This is a genomic window from Psychroserpens jangbogonensis (assembly GCF_000797465.1).
GTDB lineage: Bacteria > Bacteroidota > Bacteroidia > Flavobacteriales > Flavobacteriaceae > Psychroserpens > Psychroserpens jangbogonensis.
On the sequence record NZ_JSWG01000008.1, the window covers coordinates 23,371 to 45,640 of the forward strand.

Consider the following 22,270-nt stretch of genomic DNA (forward strand, 5'->3'; position numbering starts at 1 on the left):
ATGTCGCTGGCTTATAATCTTTCTTATCAATTACCATTTTTGCAAATTGTTGTACAATTTTCGCAAAAAAGATAATACCCTTTTTATGTTGCTGGTTTGTAATCTTTCTTGTCAATTACCATTTTTGCGATAATCTCTCTTAAAATTTCAGATGTTCCTCCACCAATTGGTCCAAGTCTACTATCACGTAATAATCTAGCTAAAGGATATTCTTCCATGTAACCATATCCTCCCAAAAATTGAAGGCAATCATACATTACTTCATCTGCCATTTTTGTACACTGAAGTTTAGACATTGTCGCTTCTTTTACAACATACTCACCTTGATCTAATCTACTAGCAACCGAATAATTAAACTCTTTACAGATTTCCATTTCGGTATATCTATCTGCTATTTTATGACGTAGTGCTTGAAATTTATTGATTGTTCTTCCGAAAGCTTCGCGCTCACCCATATACTTTAAAGTATATTCTAATGCAAACTCAGCTCTTGCATGCGCATTAATACCCATGATTAAACGCTCTAAAGCAAAATGTTGCATGATATAAGGAAAACCTTTATTCTCTTCTCCCATTAAATTGGACGAAGGAATTACAACATTATCAAATGCGATTTCTGCTGTATCTGAAGCTCTCCAACCTAATTTATCTAATTTAGTAGCTGAAATACCAGGTGTATCTCTATCCATAATAAAGATACTAATTCCTTTATTCCCTAGTTCAGGATTTGTCTTTGCGGCAACTACTAAATAGTCGCTATAAACACCATTAGTTATAAATGTTTTAGATCCATTAATAACGTAAGTATCATCTTTTTTCACAGCCGTAGTTCTCATACCTGCGACATCACTACCTCCAAAAGGTTCAGTAATACATAGGCAACCTATTTTTTCTCCTGTAATACTCGGAGCTAAATATTTTTCTTTGATAGCATGATCACCTTCTTTATTAACATGTGTCATTGCTAAGTAAGCATGAGCCCAAATTGCAGCAGCAAATCCACCTGAATTTACCTTCTGTAGTTCTTCGAGAAGAATTACAGTATAGAATAAATCTAAGTCCATTCCTCCATATTCTTCAGGATAAGCAATTCCAAAGAATCCCATTTCACCAAATTTCTCCCAAATAAAGCGTTCTATCTGTCCTGTTTCCTCCCATTTTTCAATGTGCGGAACCACTTCTTTTTGTAAAAAATCTTTTAAACTCTGTCTAAACAACTCATGTTCTTCAGTGAAGTACCTACTATTCATATGTAATCTTTTTATTCTAAATTAGAGTGTCAAATATAACTTAATTATCTCAATCTTTTTGACAGGAAAGTCTTTAACTTTTGTTAATTCATCTAAGGATTTAAAGCCTTCTCTTAGTGCACGTTCCTCAATAATAAAATGAGCAATTTCATAATCTATATGTTGAATAGAAACTAACTCTTTTACTGTGGCTGTGTTTAAGTTTAACTTAGTAATCGGTTTTGCATCTTTAACTGTGAATTCATTTAAAGTCCGCTCAATGACTTCTGGCGACAATCCATACACATCCAGAAGTTGCACATCAGCAATGAAGCTACCACCAAGTTTTGTTCTATATGTAACAATCCGTTCTGATAATTTTTCACCAATTCCATTAACTTTTTTTAGTTGTTGTGCAGTAGCCTTGTTTAAATTTAGTTTTTGATCAAATGTCTTAGGTTTACTATTATTTGAATACGAATATTGCGCCTTTGGTTTAGGATTAGTTACCCAATCTGGAAATTTAAAATACGGAGAGATTTGAGCCAACAATGAGTCGGAAACTTCAGTGACGTTTTGAAAGTCTTTTACAGAATTAACCCATTTGTTTTGTTTTCTGAAGGAGAGCAATCTATCAATTTCAGCAGTAGTCATTCCTAATGTATACCCTTTATAATCTGTAATGAAATTTGGATTGAAAGGATAGATTTTGGGTTTGCTTTCTTCTATTTGAATTAGTTTAAGTGAATCTACTTCCGCTTGAAATAGCGCCAAATCATTTTGATTTACTTGAATTTCTTCTGAAGAAAAATTAACAAAAAAGTAAATACTTTGTAAAATAAGTATGAGTAGTAATAATACAAAAATCCCACTTCGTTGTTGTTTTGTAAACATGAAGTGGGATTTGATATTTTTCATTTTAGTTTTTTATACTTTTCTAGACTTAATAGCGTCCAAATATTTGTTCAATTCTTCTTTTACTTTAGGTGCCAAAATTGCTAAACCAATCATATTGGGTACCATCATAGCGAAAATCATAGCATCAGAAAAATCAATTACTGAGCCTAAGCTTGCTGCTGCACCAACGATAACGAATAAACAAAAGATTACTTTATAAGTATACTCCATCTTTTTTGTTCTTCCAAATAGGTAAGTCCATCCTTGAAAACCGTAGTAAGACCACGAAATCATAGAACTAAAAGCGAATAAAACTACAGCAACAGTCAATACATATGGGAACCAAGAAATTGACGAAGCAAATGCACTAGACGTTAATAAAATTGCTTGAGCATCATTAGCTGGTGGGTTCAATGGATCTACAAAACCTGTGATTATTAATACTAAAGCCGTCATTGTACAAACGACTACTGTATCTATAAAAGGTTCTAATAGAGCTACCATTCCTTCACTAGCTGCATATTTAGTTTTAACTGCTGAATGCGCAATAGAAGCCGAACCAATACCTGCTTCGTTAGAAAACGCAGCACGTTTAAATCCTTGAACTAAAACACCTACTGCTCCACCTGCAATCCCTTCAGGACTAAAAGCGCCATTCCATATTTGAGCAAAAGCCGAACCAATTAAATCATAATTTGCAAAGATTACAAACAAAGAAGCTGCAACATAAATCACAACCATAAACGGAACGATCTTATCAGTTACTTTGGCAATTTTCTTAATTCCACCAATGATTACTATACCAACAAGAATTGCCATTACTAGACCAAATAACCATCCTCTACCATGTAAAAAAGAATCATCTCCACCTGTAATATGCTCTACTAATTGAAATGCTTGATTAACCTGAAACATGTTTCCACCTCCAAATGAACCTCCAATCACAAAAATCGCAAATAAAACTGCTAAGACTTTTCCTAAACCGGCAAGTCCCTTAGACTTAAGTCCTTTGGTTAAGTAGTACATTGGTCCACCGTAAACTGTACCGTCTTCATCTATATCTCTATATTTCACACCTAGTGTACACTCTACAAATTTTGAGGCCATACCAAGAAAACCAGCTACAATCATCCAAAATGTTGCTCCAGCTCCACCAATAGATACAGCAATTGCAACACCTGCAATATTACCCAGACCTACGGTTGCAGACAAAGCCGCTGTTAAAGCTTGAAAGTGCGAAACTTCTCCAACATGTCCTTCTATAGCAATAGTTTCTATACTATCTCCTCCAGGAGTTGAATCTCCAGCAGCAACTAAAGTTTCATGATGATCTAACTCATCATACTTTCCTCTAACAATATTAATCGATTTAAAAAATCCTCTAAAATTTATAAACTTGAAGTAAAATGTAAAATATAATGCACCAAAAATTAAAGGGAATAAAACCCAAAACACTTTTACATCATTACCAAAATCAATTTTATAAAAGATGAAGCTAACAAACCAGCCAGTAGCATCTCCAAAAACTTGATCGATTTTTTCATCGATTCCCATTTCCTTAGCTTCTTGAGCGAATGTTAGAATTGGTAAAATGATTGCAAAAAGTGAAAGAAGAAATTTCTTCATATGAGGATTATTTAAATTAGTTAGTTTTAATAAGGTTTACAAGATGCTAAAAAAAAATGATTCTATAAAGCATCCCTTGTTAAAATGAGATGTACTTTATTTGATATCGTATAAAGAGTTTAATCTTTGAATCTGCTCAGGACGTCCTAAAACAATAATTTTGGAGCCAGCTATTAATTGAGTATCTGCTTCTGGGTTAACGAGATATTCGCCTTTACCATTTTTAAACCCAATAACAGTGCAGCCTGTTTTTCTTCTTAGATCTAAATCTCTAATGGTTTTCACAACATCAGTATCATAAAGTTTATCAACTAAAACTTCTTCTATATTAATATTTCGTTCTCCTACGATACCTAAATTATCTATAAATTCAACTAAATCTGGTATTACCACCAAAGAAGCCATATGGTCTCCTCCAATTCTATCTGGTAAAATCACATTATTTGCTCCAGCTAATTTTAGTTTTTCATAAGAGGTTTCTTGAGATGCTCTACTAATGATTCTCATGTTCTTATTTATTTGTCTTGCAGAAAGCACAACAAATAAATTATCGGCATCGTTAGGCAATGCAGAAATTAAAGTGCTTGCTTTCTCGATACCAGCTTCAATTAAGGTTTCATCTTCATTAGCGTTTCCAAAAATAAAAGGGAGATCATCTTCTCCAAATTTTTCAATAACCTCTTTATCCTTTTCAATAATTACAAAAGGTTTGTTGTAAGTCGTTAGTTTTCGTGCTGCCTGCTTACCATTTCTACCAAAACCACAAATAATGATATGATTTTTAAAACTATCAATTTTCTTTTGCATCTCTTTATGTTTTATTTCTTCTAAATCATTTTTACTCAATATGTATTCTGTTATAACAGTAATGGCATAACCTAAAATTATAACGCTAGCTAAAATTAAAAAAATTGTAAATATTTTTGCATTATCATCTAGAGGCTGGACTTCTCCAAAACCAACAGTAGTAATCGTTATAACCGTCATATAAACGGAATCTACCCAAGAATAATCAGACATGATTTTAAATCCAATAATTCCAATTGCTAAAAGCAACGACAGTAAAAATACTGCTGTGTAAATTTTAGTTCTAAAAAATTTTATAACTGGATTCATATATTATAGGTCAAAGACTGAAGATCGTTTAGTATAAACAACATCTTTTATTTTTATCCAAAAAGCAAAAAACAGATATAAGGCAAAGCCAAATCCTAAAGTAACAAAAGTCAAATACATAAATGATGTACGTACTACTTTTGCTCTTATCCCTAAACGATCGGCAATACGCTGACAAACGTAATATCCTCGTTTTTGAAAGTAATAAAGCATTTGGTAGAAAAATTTCATATTGCAATTTAGTATTTAGTTTAAAATATTAAAAATTTATTTGTTTAAAAGTGAATTTCCAATCGCACATTTCAAACATTGATGCTTATTACAATATTCCGTTTTTAATTGAACTAATGCCTGAGACTCTAAAGCTGATTTTGGTACTTTCCTTAAACTATTAAAACCTTCTATAATTGAGTTTTTCTCAGAATCTATTGCTCTAATAATTTCCATAAGTTGTTCATTGATAGCTTCTCCTTTATGTTTTGCATAACTAAATTTAATTGGGATTAACGTATTAATCAACAACAGGTCTACAAATGCCTTGGTTACTGTTTTCTTACTTGATTTGGATATCTTTTGGAACGTATAATGTGTTTTCCAATACTGAGATGTTGACACTTCAAAAAGCGTGTAGAAATCTTCTAATGTCTCACAAACTAACAGCTTAGAAAACAAGTTGTGTTGTTTATGATACAAACATGCTAATTGAGATAAACGAATCGTTGGGAAATTTGGTGGACGAAGCCTAAAAAACTGCAAGGGCAATACAAACGAATTTGACAACTGAAATTTTTGCTTTAAAAAGCTATACTCATCCTTCAAGTCTTGATAATATGTTTCTTCTATTTCTTTCTCTAGCAATCCTGCTTGTCCAAATAATAATGCTTCTATTGACAGCAGATTTGACTGTGATTTTCTTACAACAGAAAACTCTATGGACTGGGCTAAACTAAAAAAGGAATCGCCATTAACTTTAAGTCCGAAATTTTTTGTCAGCATTTTAAAAAGTACAGCTTCCCAATTGTTTTTAGAAGCGTCTAGTAAATCTTCAATGGTTTTTGACTTTCGTTCTAAACGCTCGAAGTACAAACGTTCTAGCCAATGATTTAAGATAAAATCTTCTGTTTGGGCAAAATCGGCTTCACAGTTAATCCATTTCGATTTGTTGGAAAAGAGTTTTTGATAATTCTCTAAGACATCTGCATTGATGTATTGTTTTAATTCTAATGTTGGAATGGTGGAATTATCTTTTCTGAAGATATCTGTATCATGTTCATATACCACATGTAAAATAACATTATCATAAGCTTTATCTTCTTCATGGTTGTGTGCAAACCAATCACTAGATTTTATATGAATCTCTACGTTTCCTGCCCAAAGCTGTTGTTCTATTTTAAGTTGAGCATTGAAAAAATCAGGACCAGAATTATGATTATGTTTCCCAACAGAAACTAAAACTATAGATTCGTGCTGAGTTGTTTTGATATTGAGTATATCAAATTTTTTGTGTTTCCATACATAATGTAGAAAATTTTCTCTCATTCTATAAAAGTAATAAAATAGACGAAAGTAACAAGGTTTAACGAAAATTTTAGACTACAACTGGGTTAAGCTTTGTGTTTTGAAAGAAAAAAGCATGAATCTTAAATTAATTATAATTACTCTTTTAACCCTAGGAAATATGACACTTTATAATTTCACCCCTGAAAGCAACACAAACGATTGGTATATTTTAAATGATGTCGTTGTGGGTGGACGCTCTAACGGAAAATTCAAAATTGACAATGAAGGTCATGGAATGTTTTACGGAAATGTCTCTTTAGCGAATAATGGCGGATTTTCATCAGTACGATATCAATTTAAAACCAAAGACGTTAGTGGTCACTCGAAAATTAAATTACGAATTAAAGGCGATGGTAAAACCTATCAGTTTAGAATAAAAACAAATTCTAGAGATTATGCTTCATATATTTATGAATTTGAAACAACCAAAGACTGGATTACTATTGAAATACCTTTTTCAAAACTTTACCCTAGTTTTAGAGGAAAACGATTAAATCAGCCAAATTTTGAAGGTAAATTCTTATCTGAAATCGCTTTTTTAATAGGAAATAAAACTCCACAAGAATTTCAGTTATTGATAGATAGCATTGAGTTAAAATAATAAAGCCTAAACATAGGTTTAAGCTTTATTTTAAAATTATAAAAGTAATTATTAGTCAATATAACCCATTTTTTTCATCCACTCATCGTTGAACATTTTTCCAACATAACGACTTCCGTGGTCATGAAACAAAACGACAACAACATCGTCCTTTTTAAAATGCTCTTTTAATTGCAACACACCTTTTATTGCAGATCCAGCAGAATTCCCTAAAAACATACCTTCTTCCTTCGCTAATCTTTGAGTATACACACAAGCATCTTTATCGGTTACTTTCGTAAATCCATCAATTATAGAAAAATCAACATTTTTTGGAAGAATATCTTCACCAATCCCTTCAGTGACATAAGGATAGATTTCCTTTTCATCAAAGACACCGGTTTCATGATATTTTTTGAATACACTTCCGTAGGTATCAACTCCCCAAATTTTCACATTTGGATTCTGTTCTTTTAAATATTTTCCAACACCAGAAATAGTTCCTCCAGTACCAACACCAACTACAAAGTGTGTTATTTTACCATCGGTTTGTTTCCAAATTTCAGGACCAGTACTTTCATAATGTGCTTTTGCATTACTCGGATTATCATATTGATTTACGTACCAAGAATTTGGAGTTTCTTCACCTAAACGTTTAGAAACCGAATAGTAACTACGCGGATCATCAGGCTCAACAGCTGTAGGGCATACAATTACTTCAGCTCCAACTGCTCGCATAATATCTACTTTTTCTTTACTTTGCTTATCTGCCATAACAAAAATACATTTGTATCCTTTTACAATAGCAGCAAGTGCCAATCCCATTCCTGTATTACCAGAAGTTCCTTCTATGATAGTTCCGCCTGGTTTTAGACGACCATCAGCTTCAGCATCTTCAATCATTGTTAAGGCCATACGATCTTTAACCGAGTTCCCTGGATTAAAAGTTTCGTACTTTGATAAGACCAAACATGGTAATTCGGCTGTAAGCTTATTTAATTTTACTAATGGTGTATTACCAATGGTACCTAATATATTTTCTGCGTAATCCATAGTTATTGTTTTGCGATGCAAAAATAGATATTTAAACTGGAAACAAAATTGTTTTTTTAATTAAGAATTATTCAAATCGAATTGCCTTAATTGGAGAGATTTTTGTGATGATAATTGAAGGAATCATAAGCATTAAGAAACACGCTATAAACGTTCCTATATTTAATAGAATAATATAGTCGAAACCAATATGTACTGGAATAATAGACACATAATATTGTTCTGGGTCTGGAAATTTAAGTAAACTAAATTGTTTCTGAATAAACAATAATCCTAAACCAATAATGTTTCCCCAAAATAAACCTAAGCAAATTAAATAGGTTGCATTGTAGAGAAAGATCTTTCTAATACTCCAATTTGAACTTCCTAAAGCTTTTAGAACACCAATCATTTGAGTACGTTCTAAAATTAAAACCAATAGTGCTGTAATCATATTAATTCCAGCAACGATTATCATAATAGCAATAATACCATACGTATTATTATCGAAAATTTTAATCCATTCAAACGTGGTATAATATCTCTCTTCAATGGTTTGCGTATTTAAGTTTGATGGTGTGGCTGCTCTAATTTTAGCATCCATATCTTTCAGCTTACTATAATCATTAATAAACACTTCAAAATTGCCTATTTGATTTTTCTCCCACTTATTTAAACGTTGCACATGTCTTATATCACCAAGCATAAAAGTTTTATCGATATCTTGAAAACCAGAATTAAAAACACCAACGATATTAAATTGTCTAATAAATGGAATTTCATCTATGTTTTCCTTTCCAAAAACCATTTGAAACGAATCTCCTACTTTAAAGTTAAGTCGATTAGATAGGTAACTCGAAATAAGTACTTCGTTATGCAATTCATTTGAATAGTCAGGCAAATTACCTTCAACTAAAAAATCTTCGAGATATGACCAATCATAATCTTGACCGACACCTTTTAGAACAGTTCCTTCAAAATCAGTTTCTGTTCTTATCACACCAAATTTAGTAGCAACTGCTTGGATATGTTTAACTCCTTCAATCGTATTGAAATTAGGATAAAAATTCTGTGTAGTCGAAACTGGAAATTCAGATTCGTTTGAAATATTGCTGTCGTAATTATTGATTGTTAAATGACCATTAAACGCAATCACCTTTTCACGCACCTTTTTTTGGAGTCCAATGCCAGTAGCTATAGCAATCAGCATAACAATTATACCAACAGCTATTGCTGTGATTCCAATTTTTATTATTGGAGCCGAAACACTACTTTTATACGATTTACTACCAATAATTCGTTTAGCTATAAAAAACTCGTAATTCAAAATTTAAATATGCGTTTTAAGATGTTCAAAAATAGGGTTTTCCCAATTATTATTGTGCTTGTTTTGGTTCTGATTTCCTGCGGAAATAAAACCAATGATATTTCAAAGACAACTGAAACTGAAAAAAGTGAGCTAACGACTATAGACTCAAAAACAGAAACTATTTTAGTAGGTGCAAATAATACGAGCCAATACTTATCATTATTAAAAGGAAAACGTGTTGGTATTGTTGCAAATCAAACAAGTGTGATTTTTAAGTCTGACAATAATCAATATACACATGTAGTAGATTCTTTATTGGCTTTAAACATAGATGTCAAACAAGTATTTGCTCCAGAACATGGCTTTCGAGGTAACGCTGATGCTGGTGAAGTTGTAAAAGATGGGATTGACACAAAAACTAAGTTACCTATTGTCTCTCTCTACGGAAAAAACAAAAAACCAACAAAAGCGCAATTAGCAGATTTAGATATTATTGTATTCGATATTCAAGATGTAGGTGCTCGATTTTACACTTATATTTCTTCTTTGCATTATGTCATGGAAGCATGTGCTGAAGCCAAAATTCCTATTCTTATTTTAGACAGACCTAATCCTAATGGGCATTATATTGATGGACCAATTTTAGAGATGACACATAAAAGTTTTGTTGGCATGCATCCAATTCCTGTTGTACATGGAATGACTATTGGAGAATATGCACAAATGATTAATGGAGAATATTGGTTAGCAAACGGAATTAAATGTGAACTAACAGTTATTCCTATTAAGAATTACACTCATAAAAAACCATATAGTTTACCAATAAAACCTTCACCTAATTTACCTAACGATGTTGCTATAAATTTATATCCTAGTTTATGTTTCTTTGAAGGCACAAATGTAAGTGCAGGTCGTGGTACTTCTGGTCAATTTCAAGTATATGGAAGTCCGTTTTTAGATAAAGATGATTACACTTTTAAATTCGTTCCACAACCAAATGTAGGTGCTAAATACCCAAAACACAAAGGTGAGATTTGCTATGGTGAAGATCTTAGAGATCTTAAAACATCAAGCATGCTTAATCTAGATTACCTAATCAGAGCTTATAACAATTCTGTTGGTAAGCAAAAGTTCTTTAATGACTTCTTTACCAAGTTGGCTGGAACAAAACAATTACAACAACAAATTGAAAATGGTATATCTGAAAATGACATTAAAGCCTCTTGGGAGAAAGGACATGCAGAATTTAAAACAATGCGAAGTAAATATTTGATTTACGACTGAATATAAATCTACTCTTTTTTAGAAACCAACTTATCCTCATCTAAAGCCAATAAAATAGAATTATCCCTAAGTATTTTAACTACAAATACAATTCGCATGGGAGATTGGACGGCGACAAACACGTGCCTCCCGATACTTAATGATTTTAGTGGAATTTTGATTGATTTTTCTCTTACAGCAAGATCAATTTCTCGTTCATAATTCATATTGACCGCATATACTTTTTTGATTAAAGTATTGCTTTCAAGCAAGAGCGTATCTTTAGTTGCATTTAATTTATGGGACAAACCTTTAGCTCGAATATTGATATTTTTTTCGAGAATGGCAAAATCATTTTGAGCCTGAAGATTGTTAAACGGTGAAGTTATTAAAACAAAAAAGACTATAACACAAACTGTTTTCATGTACAAACGTGGTTAACGTCAACGTTAATGAACTAATAGCTTAATTATAATCCCGAACATCTAAACTAAAACTCTTTTAGTGTTTACACACAAAAAAACCTATGAACGGTAAATAAAACCGAAGTATGGATATTTTCTTACAAATTCAGGCTATAATTAGTCGTCGTAAGGCTTTCCATTAGGTCTTAGATTATTTCGTCTGTAATCTGCTCGCGACTGCATATTGTCTCTGTTTGCATCCGAAATATTATAGCTTTTTCTAAAATGGTCTATTCCACTTTCATAATCTAAATCAGTTCCGTTAGATGCAACACTTAAATTAGCGGTATCATAATCTAACTCTACAACATCAAAATCATCTGATAAAATTTCAGAGTCATTGAGAGCAACATCAGCTTCTAAACCTTTTAATGGACCGAAAGGTAATAATCTTTCAATTTGAAACACAATAATTTTATCTGCCTGATAAAACATAACTGTATATTTTCCTAATGGTAATTCGTCTAAAGGAATTTTTGTACTCATAACCGCTGGCTTAAAGTTAAGTACTTTTTCAGCTTGATTACTTATAAAACTAACCCTTTTAAACAGGAATTTGTTTTCTAAAAGCAACGAATCTTGAGTAGTTGACAACTCATGATTTAAGTTGATAGCTAATGGATTCACATTCTTTCTAATTGTAGTATAGGTCTCTTGTGCAGAGAGGCTACTACTAAAAAATAGTGCAAATAATACGAGGCCAATGAGGCCGTTAATTGGCATACCAATTGTAGTAATCTTGTTCATGATTTGGGTCATTTAAAGGTTAACTAAAAATAAATCCAATCTCTCAGTGAAGGACTTTACATCATCGAGGGATTGTTTGTAATTATATTCAAATGTATGAGTAGAAAAACATCAATAACAAGAATTTGGTTGAATACCAAAAAAGATTCGATGAATGAAAAAAAAAGATAAAAAAAAGGGATGAACTACATGATTTTAAGAAATTAAAGGGCACCAATGATGACCGTAAATCCTTAAAAATGAGCACTTAATCGAATTACAAATAGATTATATTCTATTCAGAAGAATTAATAGTAGTTGGTTTTCTGTACTTATGAAAAGGTTGTTTTAGGAGTTTTCCAATTTTTCCATTAGCTTCTTCATCAGGAAATGTATCAACACCGTAAACTATTAATTTAGGGTCCAGTTTCATAAAAGTTCCGAAGAGTCTATCCCAAATAGAAAAGATATTCCCATAATTACTATCTGTATATGGTAATTTATAATGGTGATGTACTTTATGCATATTTGGAGATACGATAATATAGCTCAATATATCATCTACTTTTTTTGGCAATTTAATATTAGCATGACTAAACTGGGTTGCTACTAAAGATAAAGACTGGTACAAAAACACAATAGCAATAGGTGTACCAACAATAAAGACGCCTGCAAGTGTAAAAGCAAATCTAATAACACTTTCAAGCGGATGATGTCTATTTGCTGTTGTTGTATCGACATTGTGATCGGTATGATGTACCAAATGCACCATCCAAAGCGGTTTTACCTTGTGTTCTACAAAATGAGCAAGGTATGCTCCAATAAAATCTAAAAGCAAAACACCGAGCAAAACATAAGCCCATAAAGGCAGGTTAGGTATCCAATTAATAATTCCAAACTGATTTTCCTTAACCCATTCAGCACTTCCAATTAATATAAATGCTAAACCAAAATTGATAACTATAGTTGTAATGGTAAAAAAGATATTAGGTAATGCGTGTTTCCATTTCTTGTATTTAAAGTTCATTAATGGCAACGAACCTTCAAGTAACCAGAAAAATGTTAGTCCTCCAACTAGAATTATACTTCTATGAAGTGAAGGAATGGTTTCGAAATAATTAATGAGTGTATCCAAATTGATTAGGAATTATTCTTGATAATTAAATTGGCTTTCTTCAAATTTACTAAAGAAACTTTACTTCTCCATACGCTTGCATTGTTTTCATCTTTTAGCATAACATAAGAAGTGAAATACAAAAAAGCAACAAGCGTTTGGTTTGAGTCATCAATCTTAGAAATATCAATTCTTTTTAATTGCCTGATAACTTTTTTGGCTTTGCCAAGAACCAAAGTTTGCTTTATTCTTTGAAGTTCGAGTTTTTGCCGCAACGGGTCTGTATCGTCATTTGAAATAAAACTTTCAGCTTCATTTAAATAGTAATTTGATAATTTCACTATTTCTGGTCTAACATCATCATTAACAAGGACAGCAAAATCAATATGTTTTGAAGCCAAACGATATGCTGTATTAAAATTTTGTTGATCTTTATAATTGGTTAATTCTGTTTTTAAAAAAGAAGTATTCAACGCATATTTGGTGATAAACTTTACAATATCCAAATAATCATAATAGGTAACTGTAGTGTTGATAATGTTACCATTAATATCCATGATTTTTATAGAGTCATCGTTAAATTTATCTATATAAACTTGGTTTCGATTATCCTTTATGTCGTTATATAATTCTGCGTAATTATGCTCACTAATAATTACTGGTACAAAATGTTCCCAAACAGTTTCATTAATCCATTCATTACTAAATAAATCATCTACAACTGCAACACCTTTCTCATTTCTTATGAGCACAGGATACTCTTGAAACGAAGTATCCTCCCATATTACAAAAAGTAATTTATCTTGAACAAAAGCCAGACTTTTAGCGACATCTAATGAAGTCATCCATTCCTGGGATTGGCAAACCGAAAACGATCCAAAAAAAAGTAAACAAATAAGCGTGATCTTTTTCATAAACGATACTATTACATTTTAATTCGTTGTTTCATGTCCTCTACAATATTATATGCTGCTGGACAAATGGCCACATTTTTTAATGTAAGGTTTGATATCTGCTGAAACTTTTTTCGGTCTGTATGCGGAAATTCGCGACATGCCTTTGGTCTCACCTCATAAATTGAGCAATAATTATCTGAACCTAAAAAAGTACATGGAACAGATTGCAATACATAATCATTTTCTTCATCTAACCTTAAATAGGTTTCAATAAATTGCTTTTGCTTCATTTTAAAGTGTCTTGCAACTCGCTCAATATCCTTAGTTGTAAATAATGGCCCAGTAGTTTTACAACAATTAGCGCATTCTAAACAGTCTGTACGTTCAAATTCAGCTTCATGAAGATCTTGCATGATATAATCTAATTGCTTAGGTGGCTTTTTTTTAAGCTTTGCAAAGAAGGTTTTGTTTTCCTTATGTTTATCTTTGGCGAGCTTTGGAAGATTATTTATTAGGTCTTGCATAAAACAAAAATACTACTTTAAGAGCTGTTTAAAAAAGCTCCAAGAAAATAAAACTATGAAAGATTTATTCGGAAAAGCTTTAGGTGATTATCACAACAATAATTATACCGAAGACCTCATCACCTCAACAAATATCTCTGGTAATGATGAACTGCCTCTTCCCTATTTATTTAGATCTTTCTCTGAAATGCCTAAGCTCGAACAAAAGGCTTTGAAATTAGCTAAAGGAAACATTTTAGATGTAGGCTGTGGTTCTGGAAGCCATAGCTTGCAATTACAAGAAAACCATTTAAATGTAAAAGCCATTGATATTTCTGAAGGCGCAGTAAAAGTGGCTAAAAGCAGAGGTGTTAAACATGTAGAATTGAAAGCTCTTTTGGATGAAACCGAAACCTTTGATACTATTCTTTTACTCATGAATGGCACTGGTATTTTTCAAACTTTGGATCAAGTTGCAACTTACTTAAAGCATTTGAAATCATTATTAAATCCTAGCGGACAAATACTCATTGATTCTTCAGATATTCAATACATGTATGAAGATGAAGATGGTGGACTATGGATAGATACGAATGCTAATTATTATGGTGAATTGGATTATTTCCTTAGTTATAAAGGTGAAAATGAAACGCCTATAAAATGGCTATACATCGATTTTGAGCGCTTACAACTGGCTTGCGAAACTATTGGTTTACAATGCGAAAAAGTTATCGATGGCGAACATTTTGATTATTTAGCAAAGATTACTGCGCCTCGCCATTAACAAAAGTTTGGTCGACTTTAATATTCGGAATTTCATTTTGATCAACCAACATAATATCTTTATCCAACACTATAAAATCGGCTAATTTACCAGCTTCTATACTTCCTTTTTCATTCTCTTCAAAGTTAGAATACGCAGCCCAAATGGTCATTCCTTTTAAGGTTTCCTCTCTAGTTAAACCATTTTCTTTTTGGAATCCTCCTTCTGGATATTGCTCTAAATCCTGTCGAGATACAGATGCGTAAAACGTTAAAAACGGACTTACTTGCTCTACAGGAAAATCAGTTCCAAGAGCGATTTTTCCGTAGGCATTTAATAATTGTTTGTAGGCATAAGCGCCTTTCACACGCTCACTTCCTAAACGATCTTCAGCCCAATACATATCACTTGTTGCGTGCGTTGGTTGAATAGATGGCAATACGTTTTTATATAAATCAAAATCTTCTTGAGACACAACTTGAGCATGTTCAACTCTCCAACGTCTATTAGATTTTCCAGCTAACACTTTGTTATAGATTTGAAGTACAGCACGATTAGCAGAATCTCCAATGGCATGTGTATTCATTTGATAATCAGAATTAGCAATTCGTTCAGCATTTCTATTAAAGGTTTCTAAATCGGTAACCAATAACCCGAAATGACTTGGTTTATCACTATAAGGCGCTCTTAACATCGCTCCTCTTGAACCTAAAGCGCCATCAGCATAAAACTTAAACGATCGCACATTTAAACGTTCTGTTTTAATGGTGCCTTTATTGAGGTAATAATCAACATTCTCTTCGCTAAATGACACCATGGCATACACTCGCATTTTAAGATCTCCAGTCTTGTGTAGACTATCAATTATCTCAATCGCTTCTTGATTCAATCCTGCATCGTCAACGGTTGTCAAGCCTAAATCAAAACAGATATCTTGAGCTGTCAACAAAGCTTCTACTTTATCTTTTCGAGTTGGCTTTGGCCAGTAATCCATGACAAGCATTTCTGCATTGTCTACCAAAATACCTGTCAATTCTCCATTCTCGATTACAACTTCACCTCCTTCAAATTTACTATTTACAGTAACATTTCCTAAATCTAAAGCTGTTTGATTACATAAAATAGCATGACCATCTATACGAGTTAAAACGACAGGTGTATTAGGAAATAATTTATCTAATAGGTTTTTATTCGGAAAAACTTTGTCTTCCCAATCATTTTGATCCCAACCTCTACCCAAAATATAATCTTGATTCCTCTCATTTTGAAAATCTAACACGCGTTTCACAACCTCTTCAAAGCTTTCTGTTCCAACTAGATTCGCAACTTGCTGATTAAAACCTAAACCTAAAAAATGACAATGTGCATCTATAAGACCTGGAACAACGGTTTTGCCCTGAGCATCGATAGTGTTATTTGAAATATATTTAGATAGTAACTCATTAGTCGTGCCCACGGCTACAAATTTCCCGTCTTTAACTGCAAATGCTTCAGCTTTACTAAAATCAGTATCAACTGTATAGACATTCGCATTAATAAATAAAGTATCTACGGTTTGTTTATCTTCAGAACATGAAAAACAAATGATTAAAAAAAGAAGGACGGTTAGCTTTTTCATAGTTGAAATTTAATGACTATAAAAATACAAAAAGCATTCAATTCCATAAGAATGAATGCTTTTTTTAAAATTTAAAATACCTAGTTTTTAAAAATCAAACTGGTATGTAGCACCTGCTAAAAACTGAATGCCTTGAACAGGGTAATTCAACCAATGTTGATAATCTTGATTAGCGATGTTATTCGCTTTTGCAAACGCTGATAACTGATCATTAATTTTGTAGCCTACATGTGCATTCACATCAAAGAAACTATCTAAAGTAATCGTTTGTGGTGAACCAACTGGAAAGAAACTCTGCTCAATTGCAAACTGATCTTTACGTTCACCTACAAAAAACAAGTTAGCTCCAGCAAACCAATTCTCATCGATTTGATAATCTAAAAATAAGGACGCTTCAATATCTGGTAAGTTCCAAGCTTCGGCTTCATCATCTGTATCATAACCAAAATACTCTGCTTTTAATGCCAATTTAAAGTTCCGGTTGATATCAACATTTAATTCTCCTGCTATAGAAAACGTACTAACATCATCATAAACAACTCCCATAGAATTTCCTAATTGGTAATTCTCATTAGCTGTTCCTAACACAGAATTTGTTTTAAATAAAGCTCTATTAGAATCCGCTAAATAATGTCCGCTAATATTATAGCTTAAACTATTAGACAGTTTCCCTCTAAGTCCGATTGATGCATTGTAGGTTTGATCTGTAGGCGCAACAAATAGCGTTGGTGATACGAATGGATTTTCCTGAGCAAAATCGTAGTAAGAATTTTGAATCAAACCGCCTTCAATTCCACCATAAGCAATCATTAATTCGTCAACTAACCTATAACTTGCTGTAATATTTGGATAGATAAAAAGTTTACTCTCACTAGCTTCTGTATCGTTAAGATAAAGCAAATTAACTCCTAGATTCACTGTTAAGTCATCTTGATTCATTTGGTAGCTTGGTGCAATTCCAATATTGAAATTACCATATTTTAATTCTTCATCTAAATAATAATTTCTATCAAATGAGCCTCCAATATAATCGAATGTAACCTCAGTATTTATAAGCTCATCGCTTACTGGAACATCAAATCCTGATTTTAATACAAAACGGTTTTCGCCAGAATCTTGATTGTCTCCAAAACGTCTATACAATACACTTCCATTATTAATGATGGCATCTTCAAAGTTGATATTACCACCAAAATTTGCAGTATAAAATGAATGATCAACATCAAATTTATTGACATCTTGAACTGGAAGACCATACCAATTATAACTCTGTAATTGAAATCCACCTTCAACTTTCCAAGCGTAGTCTCTAAGTTTCTGACTATAATGTGCGTTCAATCCAGTTTCGGAAAAATTATCATCAAAATTTACACCTTCAATATCTCCTGCCGAAGAATGATGACTAAAATAACCACCAACACGTTCTGTGCTACTCAAAGCGTGATTTAAATACACTTCTCCAAGAATAGTAGTATATGTTCCAACGCCTAAAGACGCATAATTATCATATAACTTAACCGCCTTTTCTTTATCTACTTTAGCTGCTTTTCCTTTTGCAGGCGTAAAGGTTGAAGCCACAGGAATTGAAAAGATATTGTATTTAATTTCTTTTTTCTTAGCTGTTGTAGAATCGTTTAAACTCGGAGTTTCTTTGATTTTAAATGCATCAGAAATTTTTGGCGTATACGGTTTTACAACATTTACGGTTCCTGCATCTATAGAATCTGTTTCACGTTCTTGCGCAAATGACACAAAGATGTTTAAGCTTAGGATGGTTAAAACAATATATTTAAATCTATTTTGCATATGTTTTGATTTGATTGAATGATAACATTATTGTCCACTAATAATTGGATCGAAGCCATTGGCTAATGGATCACATTCGCTAAAATTTTGTTCTATTCCTGGGTTATTTGTAAACAAGCAAAAGAATCCTGATTTCAAAAATGTTTGTTCATTTACAACAACAATTTTGTATTTATAGGTTCCGTCTAGTATTCCAACAACACCACCTTCTCCTTGAAATCCAACTGGGAAAGACTCATCATTATTTTCTCCATAACTTGTACTCTCAAAAACTACCTCATCATCATTGTTATAGATGGTAACTGTGTGATTTTCGTAAAACTCGATATTATCAATTCCTAAAAGATCAATAATTCCGTCACCATTTGGAGTAAACAAATTCTCAACTACAATCTCACCTTGCAAGCCATTTAAATTATTAATATTAGCACCAAAAGCTGGATCTGGAGAGCAGCAACCATCAAAGGCGCTTTCTTCTTTTATCTCTTTAGAGTTATCGTCATCATCATTACATGATGTAAACGTAAATGCTAGTAGTAAAATGGGTAAATATTTAATTTTGAAATTCATAGTTTAGTTTTGTTCGGTTTCAACTGAAGCATTTGTTTTTGCTTCTTCTATTTTAATTGTGTTCAATTCGGTTTGAGCTTCTGCTACCACATCATCAAATTCGGCAAAGTTGGTAATTACACTTTCCAAAATATAAGTGGCTTGAAATGCATCACCTAAGGCATAATAGTTTTTAGCCATTAGCACTAATCCTTTTGCACTATAGTATTTATAACTACTGTAGTCTTTTGCTAATTTCTGGACTACGGTATTAGATGCTTCGTGGCTACTTTCCTTATTCTTAAAATAAGCATTGTAGTATAATGCTTCAGCTGCCAAAACACCATTTGCGATTTTTTCAACCTTAGCATAAGCGGTTTTTGCTTTGTCTTCATCTCTAGTTTTCATAGCAGAACGCGCTATGATAATTTGAGCATCACTTTTAACTTTGTTATCCAGTTTAGAATTCTTTAATGTTTTTTCAGCATATATTACTGCATCACTGTATTCCTCAATTTGGTAATAAGCGTTCATCAAATTAGATTGTGCATAGGTAATATTCTGTGGATAATCAGCTTCACCTTCCAAACGTTTCAATAACGGAATTGCTTTATTCCAGTTAGAATTGTTAAGATATATTTCAGATAATTTCACAATAGCCTGCTCTGTAAATTCTCCTTTTTGCTTAGCAACCACATATTCATAATGCGAAAGTGCATTTTCAGGCAATTGCTTTTTTGAATACAATTCAGCGATATAGAAATGTGATTTTAAAGCGTGAATACCATTTGGAAATTCATTCAAGTACTTATTAAACTGACGAATGGCTTTATCTGTATTATTATCTAGATATTGCTTCTCTGCTGCTAAGTACGCTGTATTATCTAATTCTGCATCTGTAACATCAACATAATCTAAGGTTCTTACCCAAGCTGCGTATTCATCAACGCGTCCCAAATCGATATAAATCAAACGAGCTGTATACACTGCCTGATTGGCTTCTTCGGTAGATGGAAAATCTCTAGCGACTTTCTTGAATTTAGTTAAGGCTCGTTCATTGTCGTTAGTATTGTAATACGATAACCCTTGACGTAATAAAGCTTTAGGAATGAAAACGCTATTACTATATTCTGAATTGAGTCTATCATACATGGTCATGGCTTTATCAATCTCATTTGATTTCACATACGAATTTGCTAATTCATACATGGCATCATCACGTAAGGATGATTTTGAAAAATCCTTTATAAAAGTGTCTAAGCCTTTGATTTTTTTTGAACCTTGTCCAATGTAACCATAGCTCATTGTCTTTTGAAAAGACGCATAATCTGATTCAATTTCATTGATACCAATTGCTTTATCATAAGCTGTAATTGCCATGCTATAATTACTTGACACAAAATGACCATCACCTAGTCTTAGATAGGCATCATTTAATCTTAATTTATCATCTTTATGATTATCAATAAACTTTTGAAAACTTGCCGTTGATTGGTTATAGTTTTTAAGTTTGAAATACGTGTAAGCTATATTGTAATCAATATTATTAATTTCATCAACTTGTGACGCTTCGCTTTGTTGCATGAATTGTTTAAACCCAATGAGAGCATCATCAAAATTACTTAAGTGGTAATCTGTTTCAGATTTCCAAAATGTAGCTCTGGCAGTAAAAACAGGATCTTTTGCTTCTTTGGTTGATAAATCAAATAGGTTTTTAGCTTCAATATAATCGCCTTCATTATAGACTTCTATACCTCTGTAAAATGCTACTTTCTGATATGCTACACGGTTTTCAAAACTCTTTTTATCCTTTAAGAGTTTAATCGCTTCTTTGTAGTTTTTTGACGTAATGTAAGAGTCGATTAATAAAGTTTCTAATTCTTCTTTATAACCAGTATCTGGATATTTATCTAAGTAACCTGCCAAAACTTGAGGAACCGATTGATACGGATTTCCAATCTCGTAGCTAATCTTGGCGTAGTTTAACCAAGCATCTTCTTGAATTTGTAAATCATAATCCATTTGAGACGCATTTCTAAAAGCATTTAAAGCTTCTTGTTTCTTTTCTAAATTGATATAACTTTCACCTAAATGGTAATATGCATTTTGAGCAACTGCATTGTTACCATCTATAATTTTGTTGAATTCTGAAATGGCATTATCAAAATCGTTTTGTTTGTAATACGCATATCCTAATTGGTAATAATCGGTATTATTCCAACGTCCACGTTTACCTTTATACGCCTTTAAGAATGGAATAGCTTCAGGATATTGTTCCAAGTTAAAATAACTCTCTCCAATAATTTTTGACAACTGTGATTTTTCTTGCGGACTGCCATTGTCTACTTGAGCTTTAGCTAACTCAATAGCCTTTTCAAATTTACCTAGTTTAAAGTTTAGGTCTGCTTGGTAATATGATAACTTCTCTTTGTACTTTTCTTCATCACTTACTTGATCAAAATACTCATTCGCTGTATCATAGTCGTCACCTTCATATGCCATAAAGCCAATATAATATTTAGCTTGTGAACCGTATTCTTTCGAATTAACTACACGATTTAAATATTTATTAGCTCCAGTTTCGTCTCCTGTAGAATACAATGTGTAACCATAATTAAAATTGAATTTAGCACGATCTGAACGAGCGATGCTATTTTCATCTACTTTGTCGTACCACTTTCTTGCATAAGAATATTTACCATTTGCAAAATAATAATCCGCAACATCTAAAAATGCAGTATTTCGTTTTGTACTTGTTGGGTATGTGTCTACAAAGTCTTGAATTAAATCATCCGCATTTTGCTGGTTTAAACGCACAGCACAATTAGCAATGTAATACGTACAATCTGATTCTAAAGTCTCATTAGGAGCTTCCTTCTTTATATCTTCAAACAAAGACTGAGCAGCTTGGTACTGTTTATTATTATAAAGCGTTAGTGCTTTTTGATAATCTACCAAATCACTTGTATAGGTGGCAGATTGTTGTGCTTGTAGGTATAAACTGCACAACAAAAAAGTAAGCAAGATACTTAGTTTTCTGAAAGTCATTAGGTTCGATTTTTAATTGATGTCAAAAATAATTTATCTGCTATCTATAACGCAACAATCGTGCTATAATTATAAACAGACTTATTAAAAGGACTATAAATACAAGATTATGTTACAGGCGACGTTACACATTAGAATAAATGTTCATCAAATTTTCAGTAAACACATTCC

The 22,270-nt window shown here is 32.3% G+C and carries 20 protein-coding genes; 3 read left to right on the forward strand and 17 right to left on the reverse strand.

Annotated features, from left to right (window positions below; translation table 11 throughout):
* Positions 1–83: 83 nt before the first annotated feature.
* The 6 genes from RH81_RS05875 to RH81_RS05900 form a co-directional block, all read right to left on the reverse strand.
* On the reverse strand, positions 84–1,250 hold the full coding sequence (locus RH81_RS05875) for an acyl-CoA dehydrogenase family protein (RefSeq protein WP_033958969.1): 1,167 nt from the start codon (positions 1,248–1,250) through the stop codon (positions 84–86).
* A gap of 21 nt (positions 1,251–1,271) precedes the next feature.
* Positions 1,272–2,147 carry a ComEA family DNA-binding protein gene (locus RH81_RS05880; protein WP_033958972.1) on the reverse strand — a complete coding sequence of 292 codons (876 nt, stop codon included), beginning with the start codon at positions 2,145–2,147 and terminating at the stop codon, positions 1,272–1,274.
* A gap of 9 nt (positions 2,148–2,156) precedes the next feature.
* Entirely contained in the window at positions 2,157–3,752 is a 1,596-nt protein-coding gene (locus RH81_RS05885) for an alanine/glycine:cation symporter family protein (protein ID WP_033958973.1), read from the reverse strand.
* Between the two features lie 96 nt (positions 3,753–3,848).
* On the reverse strand, positions 3,849–4,868 hold the full coding sequence (locus RH81_RS05890; RefSeq protein ID WP_033958975.1) for a potassium channel family protein: 1,020 nt from the start codon (positions 4,866–4,868) through the stop codon (positions 3,849–3,851).
* 3 nt (positions 4,869–4,871) lie between these two features.
* Complete coding sequence (locus RH81_RS05895; protein WP_033958976.1) at positions 4,872–5,099, reverse strand: PspC domain-containing protein; 228 nt, start codon at positions 5,097–5,099, stop codon at positions 4,872–4,874.
* Between the two features lie 36 nt (positions 5,100–5,135).
* On the reverse strand, positions 5,136–6,407 hold the full coding sequence (locus RH81_RS05900) for a DUF2851 family protein (protein ID WP_033958977.1): 1,272 nt from the start codon (positions 6,405–6,407) through the stop codon (positions 5,136–5,138).
* 94 nt (positions 6,408–6,501) lie between these two features.
* Here RH81_RS05900 and RH81_RS05905 point away from each other — a divergent pair, with 94 nt between their 5' ends.
* Complete coding sequence (locus RH81_RS05905; RefSeq protein WP_241478961.1) at positions 6,502–7,029, forward strand: CIA30 family protein; 528 nt, start codon at positions 6,502–6,504, stop codon at positions 7,027–7,029.
* Positions 7,030–7,080: 51 nt separating this feature from the next.
* Here RH81_RS05905 and RH81_RS05910 read toward each other — a convergent pair whose 3' ends face one another.
* Together RH81_RS05910 and RH81_RS05915 are read right to left on the reverse strand one after the other, a co-directional pair.
* Positions 7,081–8,061 carry a PLP-dependent cysteine synthase family protein gene (locus tag RH81_RS05910; RefSeq protein ID WP_033958978.1) on the reverse strand — a complete coding sequence of 327 codons (981 nt, stop codon included), beginning with the start codon at positions 8,059–8,061 and terminating at the stop codon, positions 7,081–7,083.
* 67 nt (positions 8,062–8,128) lie between these two features.
* Entirely contained in the window at positions 8,129–9,367 is a 1,239-nt protein-coding gene (locus tag RH81_RS05915; protein ID WP_033958979.1) for an ABC transporter permease, read from the reverse strand.
* Positions 9,368–9,388: 21 nt separating this feature from the next.
* On the opposite strand from RH81_RS05915, the gene RH81_RS05920 reads away from it, so the two are divergent.
* On the forward strand, positions 9,389–10,633 hold the full coding sequence (locus tag RH81_RS05920; RefSeq protein ID WP_241478962.1) for an exo-beta-N-acetylmuramidase NamZ family protein: 1,245 nt from the start codon (positions 9,389–9,391) through the stop codon (positions 10,631–10,633).
* An 8-nt stretch (positions 10,634–10,641) separates the two neighbouring features.
* On the opposite strand, the gene RH81_RS05925 is transcribed toward RH81_RS05920, so the two are convergent.
* The 5 genes from RH81_RS05925 to RH81_RS05945 form a co-directional block, all read right to left on the reverse strand.
* Positions 10,642–11,037, reverse strand: coding sequence for a hypothetical protein (locus RH81_RS05925; protein WP_033958982.1), 396 nt, complete (start codon positions 11,035–11,037; stop codon positions 10,642–10,644).
* A 156-nt stretch (positions 11,038–11,193) separates the two neighbouring features.
* Positions 11,194–11,823, reverse strand: coding sequence for a hypothetical protein (locus RH81_RS05930; protein WP_033958983.1), 630 nt, complete (start codon positions 11,821–11,823; stop codon positions 11,194–11,196).
* A gap of 274 nt (positions 11,824–12,097) precedes the next feature.
* Positions 12,098–12,937, reverse strand: a complete 840-nt coding sequence (locus RH81_RS05935; RefSeq protein ID WP_033958984.1) for a sterol desaturase family protein — start codon at positions 12,935–12,937, stop codon at positions 12,098–12,100.
* Positions 12,938–12,942: 5 nt separating this feature from the next.
* Positions 12,943–13,830, reverse strand: a complete 888-nt coding sequence (locus tag RH81_RS05940) for a hypothetical protein (RefSeq protein WP_152604795.1) — start codon at positions 13,828–13,830, stop codon at positions 12,943–12,945.
* An 11-nt stretch (positions 13,831–13,841) separates the two neighbouring features.
* Positions 13,842–14,336, reverse strand: coding sequence for a YkgJ family cysteine cluster protein (locus tag RH81_RS05945; RefSeq protein WP_033958986.1), 495 nt, complete (start codon positions 14,334–14,336; stop codon positions 13,842–13,844).
* A 55-nt stretch (positions 14,337–14,391) separates the two neighbouring features.
* Here RH81_RS05945 and RH81_RS05950 point away from each other — a divergent pair, with 55 nt between their 5' ends.
* Positions 14,392–15,099 carry a class I SAM-dependent methyltransferase gene (locus RH81_RS05950; protein WP_033958990.1) on the forward strand — a complete coding sequence of 236 codons (708 nt, stop codon included), beginning with the start codon at positions 14,392–14,394 and terminating at the stop codon, positions 15,097–15,099.
* Here the strand turns inward: RH81_RS05950 and RH81_RS05955 are convergent.
* The 4 genes from RH81_RS05955 to RH81_RS05970 form a co-directional block, all read right to left on the reverse strand.
* Positions 15,080–16,696, reverse strand: a complete 1,617-nt coding sequence (locus RH81_RS05955; protein WP_033958992.1) for an amidohydrolase — start codon at positions 16,694–16,696, stop codon at positions 15,080–15,082. The two genes, RH81_RS05950 and RH81_RS05955, sit on opposite strands and share 20 nt — an antisense overlap.
* Before the next feature lie 87 nt (positions 16,697–16,783).
* A complete protein-coding gene (locus RH81_RS05960; protein WP_033958993.1) occupies positions 16,784–18,502 on the reverse strand; it encodes a porin family protein in 1,719 nt (572 codons plus the stop codon).
* A 27-nt stretch (positions 18,503–18,529) separates the two neighbouring features.
* Positions 18,530–19,072: a T9SS type B sorting domain-containing protein gene (locus RH81_RS05965; RefSeq protein ID WP_033958994.1), complete on the reverse strand. Its 543-nt coding sequence runs from the start codon at positions 19,070–19,072 to the stop codon at positions 18,530–18,532.
* Between the two features lie 3 nt (positions 19,073–19,075).
* A complete protein-coding gene (locus RH81_RS05970; protein WP_033958996.1) occupies positions 19,076–22,099 on the reverse strand; it encodes a tetratricopeptide repeat protein in 3,024 nt (1,007 codons plus the stop codon).
* Positions 22,100–22,270 lie beyond the last annotated feature (171 nt).